This is a genomic window from Mesorhizobium sp. M0029, assembly GCF_040323735.1.
Taxonomy (GTDB): domain Bacteria; phylum Pseudomonadota; class Alphaproteobacteria; order Rhizobiales; family Rhizobiaceae; genus Mesorhizobium.
Genome location: NZ_JAMYVF010000005.1, coordinates 220,356 through 238,220, shown reverse-complemented (window position 1 = coordinate 238,220; position 17,865 = coordinate 220,356). Strand labels below are relative to the sequence as shown.

The following is a 17,865-nucleotide window of genomic DNA, read 5'->3' as shown; positions in this document are numbered from 1 at the left end:
GCCCTTCGGCGATCTGAGGGTGTTGCTTCTAAGCGGTGATGAAGGCATCGACCGAACCTGAAAGCGATCGATCGATCGCGACCTGCGGTGGAAGCCACTCCATGACAGGATATCTGAAAGGCCAAGGCAGGGCGATCCGGCGCGAAGAGCCGCTCTCCAGAAAAATCTCGTTTACAAGGTCTATGAACCGCCCGCGGTCTCGTTCGATTCGTTTCAAAGTTTGCGAACGAATGTAATCCCGGGGAATTCGTCGCTCCTTCAGCGCTAAGACAGCCTCCGCGATGGATCGAGGATCGGGTGGAACTGTGAGCGAATAGTCGTCATCCAGATAAAGGTCTCGGCCGCCATGGTTCGGCGTCGTGACCACTGGAAGGCCCGCGAGAAGATATTCCGTGCTGGCGAACATTGGTCCTTCCAGGTGAGAGAGACAGATTCCCACGGCTGCACGATTTAGATGCGTGTTCACCTGAGCCGGTGCCAATCGGACCGGCTTGCCGGTGCCGTCAAACTCGTTGATAAAGACGTGATGCGGCGCGAGCTCCCTATGCCGATTTATTCGCGCTCTTTCCGACTCCGTCGTGGAGGATCCGCTTGAATCTCGATAGAAGACAAATGCGCAACGCTGGATGCCAAGCGACAAGTCATGACGCTTCCACGGAGCCAGCTGCGCATTGTAGATTGCATCAAATTCTACAGGGACGTCATCGAGAGGCCTGAATATGTGTTCGGAGGTTGTTGACGTCTTGTTGTGCAGGACGGCGGCCTCGCCGGACTGGTTCAACAGATCAGCCTCTGCCTGAGTGTTGGATAGGAAGATTAGCGAGTGACGGGGGTTCTTGAGTCTATGCAGAACGGCATAGGTCCGGATGGTTTTGACGCTAGCACTGTTTTCGACGGACCAGGTTGGCGAGATGAGAAACCAGGCGCGGTGGCTGCGTGGACGGAAAGGCATATGACTTGCTAATCCGAGCGGCGTACCGGACATTCCCGAATAGGATATGAACGGATCGTCCGACAGCAAACTGGCCTGAAGAGCAGGTTGCGACTTCGCGGAAGGGTGCCCTTTTCTGAGGTTGTGGCCATGACGCAGCATGGCTCTGACAATCTCGAATTTGGTAGGAGGGCGATACCCGTGCTGTAGGGTCAACATGCGGCAATTGCGATCTTGAGTGCGGAGAAAAACTCGCTTCGATAGAGAGAAATTTGGCAAAGAAACACCGCCATTTGATCGACGGAATATCTCAGGCGATCAAATCTGGTGTACGGAGAAGCGCCTCTTGAAAGAAAACATCGTCCCAAGCGGAGCTGGTTCTCACATCGCGCTACCAACCGTATCCGTTTGCGTAGGCTGTTTCAATCAAGAGGCATTCATCGACACTGCGATCCGATCCGTAGCGGCGCAGACATACACTGCGTTCGAATGCGTGGTGGTCGATGATTTTTCGACCGACGGTTCCCGCCGAAGGATTGAAGAGTGTCTGTCCCAGCTTGGCGACAGTCGTTTCCGCTTTCTGCCCCGACTGCAAAATGGCGGGCAGTTGACAGCAATGATGACCGGGCTTGACGCGACAGCCGGGCCCCTGATCTCCTTTCTTGACGGTGACGATGCTTGGCATCCTGACTTCATAGAATGCCATGTGAGAGCGCATCTCAGCCAAACCCGTATCGCGGCAATGTCGAGCTCCGATGAGGTGGTGATAGATACGGCCGGCAACCTGCTTGCGGGCGGTCATCCCGTATTCCACCTGAACGACCCGCGATCGATGCCGAAAATGAGCGGCTACCTGCATGTCGACACCGAAGCTGACCCGACATTATTATTTATTGATCGGGGTACCGTGGGTTGGTTTTGGTCAACCACATCGGGGATGATGTTTCGTCGAGCTCCGCTTGAAATCATGCGTCCATCCGATCCGGACGAAATAAGGATATGTGCCGATGGTTATATGGCTCGTGCCGCCCATATGATCGGCGGAACCGTAAGGATTGGGCGGGCTCTTGGCAGTTATCGGCTTCACGGCGGCAATGGCTGGGCGGACGGGCGCATCCTGGGTACCGGAGTTGGCCTCGGCAGGATGTCGCCTGATACTGAAATAGCGATACGGCGGGCACTGGCCAATCGTTGGTGCGAAGTGGCGCCGGGACTGGCGCATTTAATCTCCCGCCACTCAATGCGCAGGACCTTGGTCGACCTGATCGGACTGTCTGCGGCTTTTGCATTGCTGGAAAAGAACTCCGATGCGGGTTTTCTGCTGAAAGACTGGGCAACACCACAGCGAAAATTGCAGACCAGACTTATCGGTCTCCTTCCTCCGAAACTGAGGCCTCGGCGCTTCCGGGACATAGTTTGATTTGATGAGCCGCTTGCTCGGCAGTCTTACCCGATAAAGAGCATCTTTCGATGCTTCTCTGGACCCACCAAAGTCCTCCGTAGCAACGCACACTACGCGGCCAAATTCCGCCGCTTCGCCTCTACCGCGTCCCAGAACAGGCTGGCGATATCCGCGCCACCAAAGCGTTGCACTTCGCGCACGCCGGTTGGCGAGGTCACGTTGATCTCGGTCATGTAGTCGCCGATCACGTCGATGCCGACCAGGATGAAGCCGCGCTCTTTCAGCGACGGGCCGATGCGGGCGCAAATCTCGCGTTCGCGCTCCGTCAGCTCGGTCTTTTCGGCGCGGCCGCCGACATGCATGTTGGAGCGGGAATCGTGGTCGGCCGGCACGCGGTTGATGGCGCCGACCGCCTCGCCGTCGATCAGGATGATGCGCTTGTCGCCCTTGCGCACATCCTTCAGATAGCGCTGGACGATATACGGCTCGCGTGACAGCTGGGCGAACATTTCGAGCAGTGAGGCGAGGTTGCGATCGTCTCCCTTGAGATGGAAGATGCCGGCGCCGCCATTGCCATAGAGCGGCTTGACGATGATGTCGCCGAATTCCTTGCGGAAGGCCGCGACCTCCTGGGGATCCTTGGTGATCAGCGTTTCGGGCATCAGATCGGGGAATTCGGTGACGAAGATCTTTTCCGGGCTGTTGCGCACCCTGGCCGGGTCGTTGACGACCAGTGTCTTCGGGTGAATGCGCTCCAGAATATGCGTGGTGGTGATGTAATTCATGTCGAAGGGCGGATCCTGGCGCAGCAGGATCACATCCATCTCCGACAGGTCGGTGCGCACCTTGTCGCCCAGCGTATAATGATTGCCCTTCTCGTCGCGGAGCTTCATCTCTTCGATGCGGGCAAACACCTTGCCGCCCAGCATCGACAGCCGGTCGGGCGTGTAGTGGAACAATTGGTGGCCGCGCCGCTGCGCCTCCAGCGACAGCGCAAAGGACGTGTCGCCGGCGATCGAGACGGTGGAGACATGGTCCATCTGGACGGCGATCTTCAGGGTCATCTTTTGGTCTCCAGCGGGTCGAGCAAGTCCAGGAAAAGTGCGTAGCGGTTTTCCGTCCGGAATTGCGGCAAGGCAAGTCGCCGATATACGGAACTTGGCGGCTTCTGCCAATCGCGCTTGCTTGGCCCAGACCTTTAACGGTCGAAGACCAGCCGGGAGTAACCGACGAAGGACAGCGCCATGGCGACCAGCGAGGCGACGGCAAGTGCCGCCAGCGGCGGCATTGCCGGCAGCGCGAACAGGATGGCGCAGTAGACGAGATAGTTGACGATGCTGGTGGCGATGCCGACGCCGCCATAGCGCGCGCCCTCCTGCGCCACGCCGCGGCTCGACGGCGAAAAGGTCAGGTGCCGGTTGATCTGCCAGGTGACGCACAGCGCAAAGCCGATCGACAGGACACGGGCGACGAAGGGACCGAGCGGCGTCAGCGCCAAGAGCAGCCAGAGCGCCGCGGCATCGGCGACGAAACCGACGCCGCCGGCCAGGACGAAGCGGGCGAGCCGGCTCACGGCCTCAGGCGGCCCGCGGCGTCTTGCCCGGTTGGGCCTTCGGGGTTTCACCAGTGCGTTCCCGCCGTTCGACCCGGCTCGACGGCACCGAGAGATAAAAAATGCGCTTCTGCTCGGCGCGTCCGCGCGATACCGAATCGAGGATCAGTCCGGTCACCATCGCAAGCATCGACAAGAGCAGCAGGCCGACCGACAGCACCCAGGTCGGCATGCGCGGCACGAGGCCGGTCTGGGCGAATTCGATCAGCACCGGCGTCATCAGGGTAAGGCTCGATGCCAGGAAGAAAATGGCGAAGGCGCCGAAGAAGCGCAGCGGCTGCGTCTCCTTCATCAGCATGGCGAACATCCACAGGATCCTGGCGCCGTCGCGATAGGTCGACAGCTTCGACGACGATCCCTCAGGCCGGCGGCCATAATCCAGCGCGATCTCGCTCACCGGCAGTTTCAGCTGCGAGGCATGCACCGACATTTCGGTCTCGATCTCGAAGCCGCCGGAAACGGCGGGAAAGCTCTTGACGAAGCGCCTCGAGAAGACGCGGTAGCCGGAGAAGATGTCGGTGAAGTCGGTGCCGAACAGCCGCTTGTAGAGGCTGTTGAAGATGCGGTTGCCGAAGGCATGGCCGGAACGGCCGGCATCGTCGGTGACGCCGCGCCTGGTGCCCACCACCATGTCGCAGCGCTCGGTCTGCAGGATGTTGATCAGCAGCGAGGCATCTTCCGGCGCATAGGTGCCGTCGCCGTCGGCCATCAGATAGATATCGGCATCGATGTCGGCGAACATGCGCCGCACGACATTGCCCTTGCCCTGGCGCGGCTCGCGGACGACGATGGCGCCCGCTGCGCGGGCCTTTAATGCCGTCAGGTCGCGCGAATTGTTGTCATAGACATAGATGTCGGCCGATGGCAGCGTCTCGCGAAAGCGCCGCACCACCTCGGCGATGGTCAGTTCCTCATTGTAGCAAGGCAGGAGCACGGCAATGGCCGGCTCATGGCGGACTTCGTGCGGCATTTCCGTCTCCCGACGCCCGGCGGAGCCTCCGGCCGCGCTCATATGCGGCCTCGCTCAGGCGACTTTACTATTTATTGAAGCTGTTAAGGCTAGGTTTAAGGCCGCAGTCTTTCCGACGAAGGTCATGATGATGAACGCAGCCAAGGCGGGTGCTTCCTCCTGGAAGTCCGATATGACGCTGGCGCTGCTTGCCATGCTGGTGGTGCTGGCCGTCAATGCCGCCACGGGCTTTCGCGAATTGAGCAATGCCGGCGGCGACAATGACAGCCTGCTGCGGCTGGTCGAGGTTCGCGACATGCTGGCCGGCCAGGGCTGGTTCGACCTGCATCAGTACAGGATGGGGCCGGAAGGCGGTTTCGTCATGCACTGGTCGCGGCTGGTCGACGCACCGCTCGCCGCCATCATCCTCGCCGCCTCAGCGCTGACCGGCAGCATGGCCATGGCCGAAGCGATCGCACAGGTGCTGTGGCCGTCGCTGCTGTTCTGCCTAGCGGTGTTTTTTACAGCCCGTGCGGCACGAAGCTTCGCCGGCGTCGGCGCCGTGCTGCCCGCTATCGTCATCGGCGCTGCAGCGCTGCATTTCATCGGCATTTTCTTGCCGGGTGCGCTCGATCATCACAATGTCCAGCTGACGCTGACCATGGCCAGCCTCAGCCTACTGCTCGAGGCGCCGGCGCGTCGCTGGGCGGCGCTGATTTCCGGGCTGTGTGCGGCCCTGACGCTGGCCGTCGGCATGGAAACCGCGCCCTATGTCGCGACCATCGGCGCCTGCATCGCCTTGCTGTTCGTCGTCGATCCCGGCGGCGAACGCCGGATCGCCAGGGATTTCGGTCTCGGCTTTGCCGGGGTTTCAGCCCTCGTCTTCGTCACCACCATCCCGCCATCGGCCATGGGCCAGCCGCAGTGCGATGCCTTCTCGGCTGTGCAGTTCGTGGTGGCGGCAATCGCCGGACTGGGGCTTGCCGCCGTGACGTCGCTCACGGTGTCCAATGGCACGGCCAGCCGCCGCCTGATCTCGCTTAGCCTGCTCGCGCTTGTGCTGGGCGCCGTCATCGTGGCGCTGTTTCCGCAATGCCTTGCGGCTCCCTACGCAAACCTCGATCCGCGCCTCAAGGAATTGTGGCTCGATCACATTGACGAGGCGCAGTCGCTGTTCAGTATTGCCGCCAGCGAGCCGGCGTCGCTGGCGGCGCGCTATGTCACGCCGCTGGTGGCGATCGCGCTGATGGCGCTTCGCCTGCGCGGACCATGGCGCCGCCAGGACAGCCTCGTCGGCGCCTTGCTGGTCGGCGCCTTCATCGTCAGCGCCTGGCAGGTCCGCGGCTCGACATTCTCGATCGCCTTTGCCGTCATCCCGCTGTCGGCCTGGATCGCAAGCTGGCGCGAACGGGCGAGGATCAGCCCTGCGCGCAGCGTATCGCTGCGCATGGCGGCGGTCTGGGTGGTGTCGGTGAATGCCGTCTGGGCCGGTGCTGCCGCCGCGACGTCGAGCGTATTCGAGGCCAACAAGGTCTCGGTCGAGGCACAGGACACCGACAGCGATCCGTCCTGCGAGCGCAAGGCCTCCTTCGCGGCGTTGGCCCGGCTGCCGCACACCACGGTGCTTGCCATCTCCAATCTCGGTTCGCCCATCCTGGCCTATTCCGGGCACCGCGTCTTTGCCGGCCCCTATCATCGCAACATCGCCGGCGACCTGCTTGCGCTCGATGCCTTCCTCGGATCGGCGGACCAGGCGAGGATGATCGCGGCGGCTCATCACGTCGGCCTGATGGCGCTCTGCCGCGGCAGCGCCGAAAGCAAGATGCTTGCCGCCAAGGCGCCGCAAGGCTTCCTGGCCAGGCTGATGCAGGGAAGCGTCCCCGATTGGCTCGAACCGGTGGCCGAAACGCGCGGAACCCCGGTCGAACTCTACCGCGTCCGCTAAAGCATCATTCGCCAGCGAAAAATCGATTTCGCGATACGCTTCCTAAACGCTTTGCTGCCAGTCTCAGCCTAAATTTCGGGCGTCACAAACAAGGATACCGATGCAAACGACGTTTGGCACCGGGCAGGCAAGCAGGGAAAACTCGGATCTGGCGTTCACCGATGCGCTGACCGGGCTTGGCAACCATCGCCGCTTCTTCGACAAGGTCGATCGCCTGATCAGCGACCGTGCAGACGATCCCGCGCCGTTCACGGTCGGCATTCTCGACCTCGACGGCTTCAAGCCGATCAACGATCTGTTCGGCCACAAGGCCGGCGACGACATATTGATCCAGGTGGCGATGCGGCTGCGCGCCTCGATGGACAGCCACTCCACCGTCTGCCGCATCGGTGCCGACGAATTCGCCTTCCTCTACCCGATGGTGTTCTCGGAGGAGGCGGCGGCCGAGAAGTCGCGCATGATGATCGAAATCCTGTCAGCGCCCTACGATGTCGGCGAACGCACCGCCAGGCTTTCGGCCTCGGTCGGCTGCTCGCTGTTTTATTCCGGCGACGAAACCACGGAAATCCTCGTCAACAAGGCCGAAACGGCGCTCTACCACGCCAAGCGTTCGGGCCGTGGCCGCGTCGTCGTCTACACCCGCGAAATGGAAGAGGCGGCCAAGCGCGTCACCCGCATCGAACAGGCGCTGCGCCGTGCCGTCTCGGCCGGTGAGGTCGAACCGCATTTCCAGCCCATCGTCGATTTGACCACCCGCCGCACCATCGGCTTCGAGACGCTGGCGCGCTGGACCGATCGCGACCTCGGCGTGGTGCCGCCGACCGTGTTCATCCCGATCGCCGAAGAGCGCGGCATCATCGGCCCGCTATCGCAGCTGGTGCTGCGCAAGGCGACCGAAGCGGCGCGCAGCTGGCCGAAGGACCTGTTCCTGTCCTTCAACCTGTCGCCCTCGCAACTCGTCGACCAGAACACCGGCCTGCACATATTGTCGATCCTCGACCGCACCGGCTTCGATCCGCGACGGCTGGAGATCGAGATCACCGAAACCGGCCTGATGAACGATCCGGCCTCGGCCGAGAAGATCGTCGAGGACCTGCGTCGCGTCGGCATCCGAGTCTCGCTCGACGATTTCGGCACCGGCCAGTCCTCGCTCGGCCGCTTGCGCGAATTCCATTTCGACAAGCTCAAGATCGACCGCGCCTTCGTCTCCTCGATCCTCGACGACCGCCCGTCGGAACACATCATCCGCGCCATTCTGGCCATGTGCGAAGGGCTCGGCATGGATGTCGTCGCCGAAGGCATCGAGGAGGAGGCGCAGGCCGACCGCCTCGTCCAGTTCGGCTGCGCCGGCGGCCAGGGCTATCTCTTCGGCAAACCGGTCGACGCCGACGCCACGCTCGGCTACCTCCGCGATTCCTATCGCGGCGCCCTCTACGCCAAGGCAGTCTGACCGGCGGTCTTGCCTGCGTCGAGCAAGTCAGCGGTGCGAGCCAAGATCGACTGTGGCCGCCATCTTGCGTCCTTTTGTCTGACATAAGCCAAACAAATCGCCGTTTTCGCCCTTGCTCCCCGGACTTGGCTGGATAGGATGCGCGCCGACCGGATCGGGAGAGAAAAATATGATGCCATCGGCCGATTTTGCCGACCTCAGGGGAGCCTCGGTGCTGATCACCGGCGGCGGTTCCGGAATTGGTGCGGCACTGACCGAGGGCTTCGTTCGCCAGGGCGCCCATGTCGCCTTCATCGACATCGCCGATGGCCTAAGCACGCTGCTTGCCGACCGCGTCGAAAAAGAACTTGGCCGGCGACCGCTCTACCTCAAGACCGATTTGCGTGACGTCGAGGCGTTGCGCGCTTCGGCCGCCAAAGCGGCTGAGGCGCATGGCGACGTCACCGTGCTGGTCAACAATGCCGCCTGGGACGAACGCCACGAGGTCGCCGACGTTACCGTCGAGTTCTGGGACAACAATCTCGCCGTCAATCTGCGCCCGCATTTCTTCACCGCACAGGCGGTCGCGCCGGGCATGAAGCGGGCCGGCGGCGGGTCGATCATCAACTTCACCTCAACCTCCTATCTCATCAACCACCCCGATATGCCGGCCTACACCGCCGCCAAGGCCGGCATACTCGGCCTCACCAAAGGTCTCGCGGGCAAGCTTGGGGTCGACGGCATCCGCGTCAATGCGATTGCGCCGGGCTGGGTGATCACCGAGCGGCAGCGGGAACTCTGGGTCACCGAGGAGAGGCTCGCCGCCCATGTCGCCAAGCAATGCATCAAGCAGGTCATGCAGCCCGACGACATCGTCGGCACAGTGCTGTTCCTGGCCTCCGACACCTCACGTATGCTGACGGCGCAGATGTTGATCGTCGACGGGGGTTTCCTGTGAGCCCGGTGAATCAAAATCCGGCAAAAGGCACGCCGGCAGTCGCCGCCGTCGACTGGGGCACGACCCGCATGCGGGTCTGGCTGGTCGACGAGGCGGGCGGGGTGCTTGCCGAGCGTCGCGGCGATGATGGGTTGATCACCGCGCAGCAAAAAGGCTTTTCGATCATCCTCGAGGGCCATCTGGCGGCGCTCGGCGCACCTGACACACTGCCGGTCATCATCTGCGGCATGGCCGGCTCGCGCCAGGGTTGGCTGGAAGCGCCTTACGTCACCGTGCCGGCGCCGCTCAGTGCCATCCTCGCGGGGGCCGCCTGCATTCCCGGCCAGAGCCGCGACATCCGCATCGTGCCTGGCCTGGCGCAGCGCCTGGAAGATGCGCCGGACGTAATGCGCGGCGAGGAAACCCAGCTTGCCGGCGCCGGTTTGCCGGCAAAAGGTCGCCATCTCGTCTGCATGCCCGGCACCCATTCGAAGTGGGTTCTGGTTGAAGACGGCGCGGTCGACGGCTTCTGCACCTGGCCGACCGGAGAGCTGTTTTCGGTGCTGGCCACTCACTCGATCCTGCGCCATTCGCTGGGCGAGAGCCCGAAGCCGGTCATTCCGGACAATCCGTTGTTCCGGGAATGGTGCCGCAAGGCTTTGGCCGAGGGCGGCGATGTCACCTCGCGGCTGTTCTCGATCCGCGCCGCCGGCCTGCTGCAGGACCTCAAGGCCGACGATGCCGCCGCTTGTTTGTCCGGCCTGCTGATCGGCGGCGAGATCGCCTCGGCAGGCCGCCGCTATGGCGAAAGCACCACCGCAATTGTGCTGGTCGCCTCGGGGTCGCTAGCAGCCCTCTACCGCCAGGCGCTCGACCTTGCAGCGCTTGCCGTCAGGACGGTCGACGCCGACGAGGCGGTGCGTGCCGGCCTTATCGAGGCGGCGCGAGAAAATGGCATGATCGCCAAATGACTCACCAGAGTGGAGTGATAGCGTGACCCAGACCGCACCCTTCCCGAAGCTCAATCGTGGTCTTGTCGCCATTCTGCGCGGCCTCAAACCCAGCGAGGCGGTTGCCATCGGCCAGGCGCTGTTTGACGCCGGCATCGAAGCCATCGAGGTGCCGCTCAATTCGCCGGAACCGTTTTCATCGATCGCCAGCATTGTCACCGCTTTGCCCAAGACAGCGCTGGTCGGCGCCGGCACGGTGCTGACTTCAGCCGATGTCGACACCTTGGCCAAGGCCGGCGGGCGCTTGCTGGTCAGCCCCAACATCGATGCCGACGTCATGGCCCGCGCCATGCACCATGGCATGGTGACGATGCCAGGCGTGTTCACCCCCACCGAAGCTTTTCAGGCGATTAGGCTTGGGGCTTCGGCGCTCAAATTCTTCCCGGCAAGCGTGCTCGGGCCCAGCGGCATTTCGGCGATGCGGGCCGTGCTGCCGGCCGATACCGTGGTCGGCGCCGTCGGCGGCGTTTCCGAGAAAGACTTTGCCGGCTACAAAGCCGCTGGGGTGACCGCTTTCGGTCTTGGCTCCAGCCTGTTCAAACCCGGCATGAGCGTCGACGAGGTGGCCTCGCGCGCCCGGGCGGCGGTGACGGCCTGGGATGCGGCCTTCGGCGGAGCGGCATGATGGAAAACGTTTCGGTTTTCTCGGACCATGTCTGCGAGCTCGGCGAGGGGCCGAGCTACGATCCCGCCACCGATACGCTGTTCTGGTTCGACATTGTCAACGGCCTGCTGCTGGAGCAGGGTGTCACGTCCGGCGCGCGGAAAGTCCATGAACTCGGCCAGATGGCCAGCGCCATCGCCATTGTCGATGACAATCGCCAGCTCATCGCCACCGAGACTGGCCTGCATGTCCGCGACGTCTCGACCGGCAAGCTGACGCTGCATACGCCCATCGAGGCCGACAATGCGCTGACCCGCTCCAACGATTCGCGCGTCCACCCTTGTGGCGCCTTCTGGGTCGGCACGATGGGCAAGGGTGAGGAGAAGGGCGCCGGCTCCATCTACTGGTTCTTCAAGGGCGAGCTGCGCACGCTTTACACCGGCATCACCGTGTCGAACTCGATCTGTTTCTCGCAGGATGGAACGATCGCCTACTACACCGATACCTCGACCGGCCTGTTGATGCGCGTCGCCTGCGATCCGGCGACGGGCCTGCCGATCGGCGAGTCGAAAGTGTTCGTCGACCATCGCTCGTCCAAGGGCTTTGTCGACGGCTCGGTCGTTGATCGCGACGGCGTGCTGTGGAACGCCGTCTGGGGCGGCAAGGCGGTCAAGGCCTATTCGCCAGATGGCACATTGTTGCGCGAAATTGCCGTGCCGGCGGGGCAGTCCTCGTGCCCGGCCTTTGTCGGGGCCAAGGCCGATCGGCTGGCGGTGACCTCGGCCTGGAAAGGCAAGGACGACAAGCAGCGCAAGCTCGACCCACAGGCCGGCATGACCTTCCTACTCGACATCCCCGTCAACGGCCGCTTCGAGCCGGGCGTGGTCATCGCCTGAGCGCTGTCGCGCAGGCGTCCGCCTCGGTCGGTTTCGCGCAAGTCTGAAGCAGGGGCCATGCCATGGTGGGACAACACCACCGAAGGTCCTGATCCATGCCGCGCCCGACCCTGATCCTCGTCCATGAGCCGGAAAAGGCCTGTCTCGGCCGGCTGGTCGCCGACGGCTTTCCCGCCGAGCGCGCCCTGGAAATCTCGTCCTATCTGGCGCAATCGACCGATCTCGCGCCCGAATTCGATGAAATCACCGCCGCTTGCGGGCGGCGCGGCCTCGCCTTCATGCCAGTTGCACTCGACGATGCGTCAAGCGCGCTGGCGAAGGCCGATCCCGCAACCACGCTTGTCTGGACGCTGACCGACGGCATTGCCTATTTCCGCGGTGCTGCAGCGCCCGCACTTGCCAGGCTGAATGGGCTTAGAACCATCGGAGCCGACGATGCGCTGTTCGCGCTTTGCCAGGACAAGTTCCGCTCCGGCGCCGTGCTTTGCGCGCTCGGCCTGCCGGCGCCGCAGGCAGGCCTGGCCCGCGACGGCCGCTGGCTGGCCGACCCGCCAGCTTCGCAAGCCGGCTGGTTCGTCAAGCCGAACCGGCTCGGCTCCAAGGTAGGCATCTGGCCGGATTCACGCTGCAACGACCTGGCCCATGCGCTGGAGCTTAGCCGGCGGGTCTATGCCGCTTATCGCGACGATGTCGTCGTCCAGCCCTATGTCGGCGGTCGCAATGTCCGCGCCAGCTTCCTTGGGCTGCAAACGGATGCCGGGGCGGAAGCGCTCGGCGTTGCATTCGTCGACTCCGGCGGCGATTTCCAGACCATGGCGGACTCGATGGCGCTTTACGGCGACACCGGCGAGGCCGCCAAGGCGGCTGGACTATACAGCGAGCCGGTGCTGGAGGCGGTTGCCGACACCCAGCCGGCAGCCGCGGCAACCATCCGCCGCATCGCCGAGCGGCTGGTCAGCGGGCTCGGCCTGCGCGACGTGTTTTCCCTCGATTTCAGGGTCGAGGCCACCGATCATGTCCACCTCATCGAGTTCGAGGTCTGTCCCGGCCTGCCCTGCTTCGATTTCCGCGCCTATTGCCTGATACAATGGGGCATGACGCTTGCCGATGCGGTTGCCGAGACGGCGGCGAACCGACTGAACCGACAGGCGATCTGAACGGCCGCGGGGACCAGCGCGACGTACCGCGCCTTGACGGCTTTTGCTCCACCTTTAGTGTCGCGGGACAGTCCTCAGGCAAGGCCGCGCGATGAGCACACCAGCAAGCTCCCTCCACCATCACATCAGGCGCATGGCCGGGCGCGATCCGCATGAGGCGCATCGCGTCGCCACGCCGCTCGAACTGCTGTTCGATCTGACCTTCGTCACCGCCTTCAGCCTTGCCTCGTCGCAACTGGCGCATGCCTTGGCCGAGGGCCACTACGCGGCGGCGCTGATCGGCTTCGGCTTGCCAGCTTCGCGATCTGCTGGGCGTGGATCAATTTCTCCTGGTTTTCCTCCGCCTATGACACCGACGATTGGATCTTCCGCCTCGTCACCATGGTGCAGATGATCGGCGTGCTGGTGCTGGCCATCGGCCTGCCGCGCATGTTCGCCTCGATCGAGCATGGCGAACACCTCAACAATTCGGTGATGGTGCTGGGCTACGTCATCATGCGCGTCGCCATGATCTTCCAATGGCTGCGCGCGGCGCGGCAGGACCCTGGGCGGCGGCGTGCCTGCCTGACCTACGCCGTCGCCATCGCGATCGCCCAGATCGGCTGGGTGGTGCAGATACTGGTCGATTTCTCGCTGGAGACCAGCCTGGCTTTCGGCGCCATCCTGGTTCTCATCGAGCTTGCCGGGCCGGCGATCGCCGAGCGCAGGGATGGCGGCACGCCCTGGCACGCGCACCACGTCGCCGAGCGCTACAGCCTGTTCGCCATCATCGCGCTGGGCGAAGGGGTGGTCGGCACGCTGGCGACGCTGTCGGCCGTGGTCGAGGAGCAGGGCTGGAACCTCGATGCCGCCTTGATCGGCATTGCCGGAATGGGTCTCACCTTCGGCATGTGGTGGGTCTATTACATGCTGCCCTCGGGGACGGTGCTGCACCAGCACCGCAATCGCTCTTTTGTCTGGGGCTATGGCCAGATGCTGATCGTGGCGGCCATCGTCGCCACCGGCGCCGGGCTGCATGTCGCGGCCTATTTCATCGAGCACAAGGCCCATATCGGCCCGGTAGCGACCCTGCTCTCGGTCGCCATTCCGCTAGGCGTGTTCCTGGGGGCGATCTACGCGCTGTATTATTATCTCGTCCAGCGCTTCGATCCCCTCCATGTCTGGCTGCTGGCGGGAACGGCTGCGGTCGTCGCACTTGCCATCATCGCCGCCCTTGCCGGCGTCGACATGGCGGTCTGCCTCATCTTACTCACGCTAGCGCCGGCCGTCACTGTTGTCGGCTATGAGCTGTCGGGGCACCGCCATCAACTGGAGGTGCTGGCGCAGGAGGAAGCGCCGCACTGAGCAGGGCAGCTTCGCGCGTCAGATACCCTCGACCAGCACGATCTCGCCATCGGCCACTTTCTGACGGATGGCGACGGCGCGTTGGTATTCCGGCGAGTGGTAGCAGTCATGCGCCGCGCTGAGCGATTCGAACTCGATAATGACATTGCGGGCGCGGCCAGGCCCCTCGGCCTTTTCATGCTCACCGCCACGGGCAAGGAACTTCACGTCGAAACGGTCGAAAGCGAGCTTGGCGGCAGCGACATAGTCCTTGTAGCCTTCGGCGTCGCGCACATCGACGCGGGCTATCCAGTATCCCTTGGGCATTTTCTTCTCCTCGTTACGCGGCGCGCATCTCTTCCAGTATGGCTTCCGCCGCCGCGCGCCTGTCGCTTGCCGCCACGATTGGCCGGCCCACAACAAGATGGCTGGCGCCGTTGCTGATCGCCTGGCCGGGCGTCACCACGCGTTTCTGGTCGCCATGGTCGCTGCCCTTGGGCCGTATCCCCGGTGTCACCACCGCCAGGTCGGGTCCGACGATGCGGCGCACCTCTTCCGCCTCCTCGGCCGAGCAGACGACGCCGCCCATGCCTGCATGCAGCGCCTGTTCGGCGCGCCTCAGCACCAGCGTGTGCGGGTCGTATTCATAGCCGGCGTCGATCACGTCCTGCTCGTCCATCGAGGTCAGCACGCTGACCGCCAGCAGGCACAGGTCGCTGCCGCGCGACGCTTCCACAGCTGCCTTCATCGCCTTGGGATAGGCATGGATGGTCAGCATCGTCATGCCCATGCGCACGATGTTCTCGACACCCTTCGCCACGGTGTGGTCTATGTCGAGCAGCTTCATGTCGAGGAAGATCTTCGTGCCGCCGCTGGCCAACTCCCTGGCGAAGTCGAGCCCGCCGGCGAAGGCCAACTGATAGCCGATCTTGTAGAAGGAGACGACGCCGTCGAGCTCCTGCACCGCCTGTTCGGCCTCTTTCACCGTCGGCACGTCGAGGCCGACGATCAGCCTGTCTCTCATGGTATGGGCCTGCATGGCTGTGGAAATCATGCCCCGGTCCGGGTCGATAGCATGCGCGAGGTTTCGATCAGCGTGCGGCATAGGTGCTCCATCGATTTGGTCAGTCTATCATCCCTGAAATTGCCGTCGCCGTCGAAGGCACTGCCGCCATCGGATACCGAGCATTCCGGCGTCACCATCTCCAGCTGGCAGCGCACCAGCACGGCGCGCAGATGGTTGATGCAGCGGATCCCGGCGAAATGTCCGTTCGAAGACGAGCACAGGCCGGCGACCTTGCCGACAAATGGCCTCACCGGCCAGCCGCCATCGAGGCGCACCCGGCTTACCCAGTCGATCGTGTTCTTGAGCAGTGGCGGGATCGAGCCATTATATTCCGGCGTCGCGATCAGTAGCCCGTCATGGGCGGCGATCAGCCGGCCGAGCTTCACGGCGTTGTCGGGAACGCCTTTTTCCTTTTCGAGGTCCTCGTCGATGATCGGCAGCGGATAGTCGGCCAGCGAAATGCGCGTCACCTCGGCGCCTTGCATGGCCAGCTCCTTCTGCGCCACATCGGCGGTCCTGCCGCTGAAGGCGCCGCTGCGCACCGAGCCGGCGAAGACGAGGATTTTCGCGATCACAGCCATTGGCCACTCTTGTCCCGGGACAGGTACAGCCGCCGGCAGTGCAAATCAATGCACCTCGCGCCGGTAGATCCACAGCTGCGTCGGCGGGATGTTGCGGAAGATGAAGTCGAAATGCTTGACCGTGTAATTGCCGCGGCCGGGCGGGATCGGCGACAACGGCCCATAGGTCAGCTGCACGATCGGCCGTCCAACCGGGATGCGGTCTAGCAGGCTTTCAATATAGGCGATCCGCTGTGCGACCGGAAAATTGAGCAGCGGCACGCCGGAGACGACGGAATCGAAAATCATCCCGCTCTTCTCCCCAAGCGTGGCGTTGAGATTGAAGGCATCACCCTCGATGACGTTGACGCCGGGATAGAGCTGGCGCAGATGGCGCACGAAATCGGTGGAATATTCGACCGCGTAGAGGTTTTCGGGCTTAACGCCCTGGGCGAGGATTGCACGCGTGATGACGCCTGTGCCGGGGCCGACTTCAAGCACCGGCAGGCCAGACTTCGGATTGACGATGGAAGCCATTTTGCGGGCGGTGACGGAGCTTGTCGGCACGATCGAACCGACCGACTTCGGCTTGTCGATCCAGCCTTTGAAGAATTTGAGTTCGTCGTCGAACTTTTCCGCCAGCGCCTTCCGCAATCCCGGACCACGTGCCATGCAAGTTCTCCTCAACACTCCCCGAACGCTACTTAGCAGCTAACAGGTCCAAGGCAAGGCGCGATCTGGCATAAGATGTTGATGACGTTCGGGAAGCGTGGCGGCCTTGGTTTGGGTTCAGTGCTCGCCGAAGGATTCGAAAAAGTCCTTCATGCGGGCGAAAAAGCCGCTCGACTGGGGCGAATTGTCCTTCGACGACAGCTGCTCGAACTCTTCCAGCAGCTCGCGCTGGCGGCGCGACAGGTTTTGCGGCGTTTCGACCGCGGTCTGGATATAGAGGTCGCCGACATTGGGCTGACGCAGCACCGGCATGCCCTTGCCCTTGAGGCGGAACTGGCGGCCGTTCTGCGTGCCTTCGGTCACTTTCACCTTGGTCTGACTGCCGTCCAGCGTAGTCACCTCGAACGAGCCGCCAAGGGCGGCCGTCGTCATCGATATCGGCACCTTGCAGTAGAGATCGGCGCCGTCGCGCTGGAAGAATTCATGCGGCTTCACCGCCAGGAAAATATAGAGGTCGCCCGATGGGCCGCCGCGCAGGCCCGCCTCGCCCTCATTGGCAAGCCGGATGCGGGTGCCGTCCTCAATGCCGGCCGGGATATTGACCGACAGCGAGCGTTCCTCGGTGACGCGGCCCTGGCCGGCGCATTTCGGGCACGGGTCCTTGATCGTCTGGCCGCGGCCTTGGCATTGCGGGCAGGTACGCTCGATCGAGAAGAAGCCTTGCGTCGCTCGTACCTTGCCGTGGCCATGGCACATCGAGCAGGTCACCGGCTGGGTGCCGGGCTTGGCGCCGGTCCCGGAGCATTCCGTGCATGAGATCGAGGCCGGCACGCGGATTTGCGCGGTCTTGCCGGCAAACGCTTCTTCCAGCGTGATTTCCATATTGTAGCGCAAATCGGCGCCGCGTTCGCGGCCGCCCGACGAGCGGCGCTGGCGCCCGCCCATCATGTCGCCGAAAATATCCTCGAAAATGTCGGCGAAGCCGCCGGCGCCAAAACCTTGCGCGCCGCCATTCATGCCGCCCTGCTCGAAGGCGGCGTGACCGAAACGGTCATAGGCCGCGCGCTTCTGCGGGTCCTTCAGCGTTTCGTAGGCTTCGTTGATTTCCTTGAACTTGTGCTCGCATGAGTGATCGCCGGGATTGCGGTCGGGATGGAACTGCATGGCCAGCTTGCGGAAAGCGCTCTTGAGCTCCTTCTCGTCGGCGCCCTTCTGCACGCCCAGCGTCTCGTAGAAATCAGCTTTCATCTTTTCCCGCAGTTCCCGCAGTCCGGATGCTCAACGTCTTGATGCATGTTGCGTCGTTTGCCGGCACGTTGTCTCGATTTAGGAGCGGTGCTGCCCGGATGCTAGGGCCGGCGCGCTTGTGCCT

The 17,865-nt window shown here is 63.3% G+C and carries 19 protein-coding genes; 10 read left to right on the top strand and 9 right to left on the bottom strand.

The genetic code is table 11. From position 1 onward, the window contains the following. Positions 1 to 28: 28 nt before the first annotated feature. Entirely contained in the window at positions 29 to 1,093 is a 1,065-nt protein-coding gene (locus NKJ76_RS11575) for a glycosyltransferase (RefSeq protein WP_156933398.1), read from the bottom strand. A gap of 184 nt (positions 1,094 to 1,277) precedes the next feature. Here NKJ76_RS11575 and NKJ76_RS11570 point away from each other — a divergent pair, with 184 nt between their 5' ends. Then, positions 1,278 to 2,351, top strand: coding sequence for a glycosyltransferase family 2 protein (locus tag NKJ76_RS11570; protein ID WP_023714454.1), 1,074 nt, complete (start codon positions 1,278 to 1,280; stop codon positions 2,349 to 2,351). Positions 2,352 to 2,443: 92 nt separating this feature from the next. On the opposite strand, the gene gshB is transcribed toward NKJ76_RS11570, so the two are convergent. From gshB to NKJ76_RS11555, 3 genes are all read right to left on the bottom strand, one after another. Beyond that, positions 2,444 to 3,397 (bottom strand): glutathione synthase, encoded by a 954-nt coding sequence (gene gshB / locus NKJ76_RS11565; protein WP_352537446.1) that lies wholly within the window; start codon positions 3,395 to 3,397, stop codon positions 2,444 to 2,446. Positions 3,398 to 3,531: 134 nt separating this feature from the next. Next, positions 3,532 to 3,906: a GtrA family protein gene (locus NKJ76_RS11560; RefSeq protein WP_352537445.1), complete on the bottom strand. Its 375-nt coding sequence runs from the start codon at positions 3,904 to 3,906 to the stop codon at positions 3,532 to 3,534. Positions 3,907 to 3,910: 4 nt separating this feature from the next. Continuing rightward, complete coding sequence (locus NKJ76_RS11555; protein ID WP_352537444.1) at positions 3,911 to 4,915, bottom strand: glycosyltransferase; 1,005 nt, start codon at positions 4,913 to 4,915, stop codon at positions 3,911 to 3,913. Between the two features lie 124 nt (positions 4,916 to 5,039). Here NKJ76_RS11555 and NKJ76_RS11550 point away from each other — a divergent pair, with 124 nt between their 5' ends. The 9 genes from NKJ76_RS11550 to NKJ76_RS11510 all read left to right on the top strand — a co-directional run bounded on the left by NKJ76_RS11550 (position 5,040) and on the right by NKJ76_RS11510 (position 14,216). Continuing rightward, entirely contained in the window at positions 5,040 to 6,839 is a 1,800-nt protein-coding gene (locus tag NKJ76_RS11550) for a GtrA family protein (RefSeq protein ID WP_352537443.1), read from the top strand. Between the two features lie 100 nt (positions 6,840 to 6,939). Next, positions 6,940 to 8,289, top strand: coding sequence for a putative bifunctional diguanylate cyclase/phosphodiesterase (locus NKJ76_RS11545; protein ID WP_023681311.1), 1,350 nt, complete (start codon positions 6,940 to 6,942; stop codon positions 8,287 to 8,289). 169 nt (positions 8,290 to 8,458) lie between these two features. Next, positions 8,459 to 9,226 carry an SDR family NAD(P)-dependent oxidoreductase gene (locus NKJ76_RS11540; RefSeq protein WP_352537442.1) on the top strand — a complete coding sequence of 256 codons (768 nt, stop codon included), beginning with the start codon at positions 8,459 to 8,461 and terminating at the stop codon, positions 9,224 to 9,226. Positions 9,227 to 9,231: 5 nt separating this feature from the next. Next, positions 9,232 to 10,176 carry a 2-dehydro-3-deoxygalactonokinase gene (locus NKJ76_RS11535; RefSeq protein WP_031195696.1) on the top strand — a complete coding sequence of 315 codons (945 nt, stop codon included), beginning with the start codon at positions 9,232 to 9,234 and terminating at the stop codon, positions 10,174 to 10,176. A 22-nt stretch (positions 10,177 to 10,198) separates the two neighbouring features. Then, positions 10,199 to 10,840 carry a 2-dehydro-3-deoxy-6-phosphogalactonate aldolase gene (locus tag NKJ76_RS11530; protein WP_352535242.1) on the top strand — a complete coding sequence of 214 codons (642 nt, stop codon included), beginning with the start codon at positions 10,199 to 10,201 and terminating at the stop codon, positions 10,838 to 10,840. Continuing rightward, positions 10,840 to 11,715: an SMP-30/gluconolactonase/LRE family protein gene (locus NKJ76_RS11525; RefSeq protein WP_352537441.1), complete on the top strand. Its 876-nt coding sequence runs from the start codon at positions 10,840 to 10,842 to the stop codon at positions 11,713 to 11,715. The genes NKJ76_RS11530 and NKJ76_RS11525 overlap by 1 nt, the downstream gene beginning before the upstream one ends. A 95-nt stretch (positions 11,716 to 11,810) precedes the next feature. After that, positions 11,811 to 12,872: a D-alanine--D-alanine ligase family protein gene (locus tag NKJ76_RS11520; protein ID WP_352537440.1), complete on the top strand. Its 1,062-nt coding sequence runs from the start codon at positions 11,811 to 11,813 to the stop codon at positions 12,870 to 12,872. A 91-nt stretch (positions 12,873 to 12,963) separates the two neighbouring features. After that, positions 12,964 to 13,266 carry a low temperature requirement protein A gene (locus tag NKJ76_RS11515; protein ID WP_352537439.1) on the top strand — a complete coding sequence of 101 codons (303 nt, stop codon included), beginning with the start codon at positions 12,964 to 12,966 and terminating at the stop codon, positions 13,264 to 13,266. Next, complete coding sequence (locus NKJ76_RS11510) at positions 13,176 to 14,216, top strand: low temperature requirement protein A (RefSeq protein WP_352537518.1); 1,041 nt, start codon at positions 13,176 to 13,178, stop codon at positions 14,214 to 14,216. The genes NKJ76_RS11515 and NKJ76_RS11510 overlap by 91 nt, the downstream gene beginning before the upstream one ends. Positions 14,217 to 14,234: 18 nt before the next feature. On the opposite strand, the gene NKJ76_RS11505 is transcribed toward NKJ76_RS11510, so the two are convergent. From NKJ76_RS11505 to dnaJ, 5 genes are all read right to left on the bottom strand, one after another. After that, entirely contained in the window at positions 14,235 to 14,522 is a 288-nt protein-coding gene (locus tag NKJ76_RS11505; protein ID WP_023681317.1) for a DUF1330 domain-containing protein, read from the bottom strand. A gap of 13 nt (positions 14,523 to 14,535) precedes the next feature. Next, positions 14,536 to 15,249 (bottom strand): orotidine-5'-phosphate decarboxylase, encoded by a 714-nt coding sequence (pyrF, locus tag NKJ76_RS11500; protein WP_352537438.1) that lies wholly within the window; start codon positions 15,247 to 15,249, stop codon positions 14,536 to 14,538. Continuing rightward, complete coding sequence (locus NKJ76_RS11495) at positions 15,246 to 15,842, bottom strand: NADPH-dependent FMN reductase (RefSeq protein WP_023701964.1); 597 nt, start codon at positions 15,840 to 15,842, stop codon at positions 15,246 to 15,248. The genes pyrF and NKJ76_RS11495 overlap by 4 nt, the downstream gene beginning before the upstream one ends. A 45-nt stretch (positions 15,843 to 15,887) precedes the next feature. Continuing rightward, positions 15,888 to 16,493 (bottom strand): phospholipid N-methyltransferase PmtA, encoded by a 606-nt coding sequence (pmtA, locus tag NKJ76_RS11490; RefSeq protein WP_352537437.1) that lies wholly within the window; start codon positions 16,491 to 16,493, stop codon positions 15,888 to 15,890. A gap of 117 nt (positions 16,494 to 16,610) precedes the next feature. Continuing rightward, a complete protein-coding gene (dnaJ, locus tag NKJ76_RS11485; RefSeq protein WP_023681322.1) occupies positions 16,611 to 17,741 on the bottom strand; it encodes a molecular chaperone DnaJ in 1,131 nt (376 codons plus the stop codon). Positions 17,742 to 17,865 lie beyond the last annotated feature (124 nt).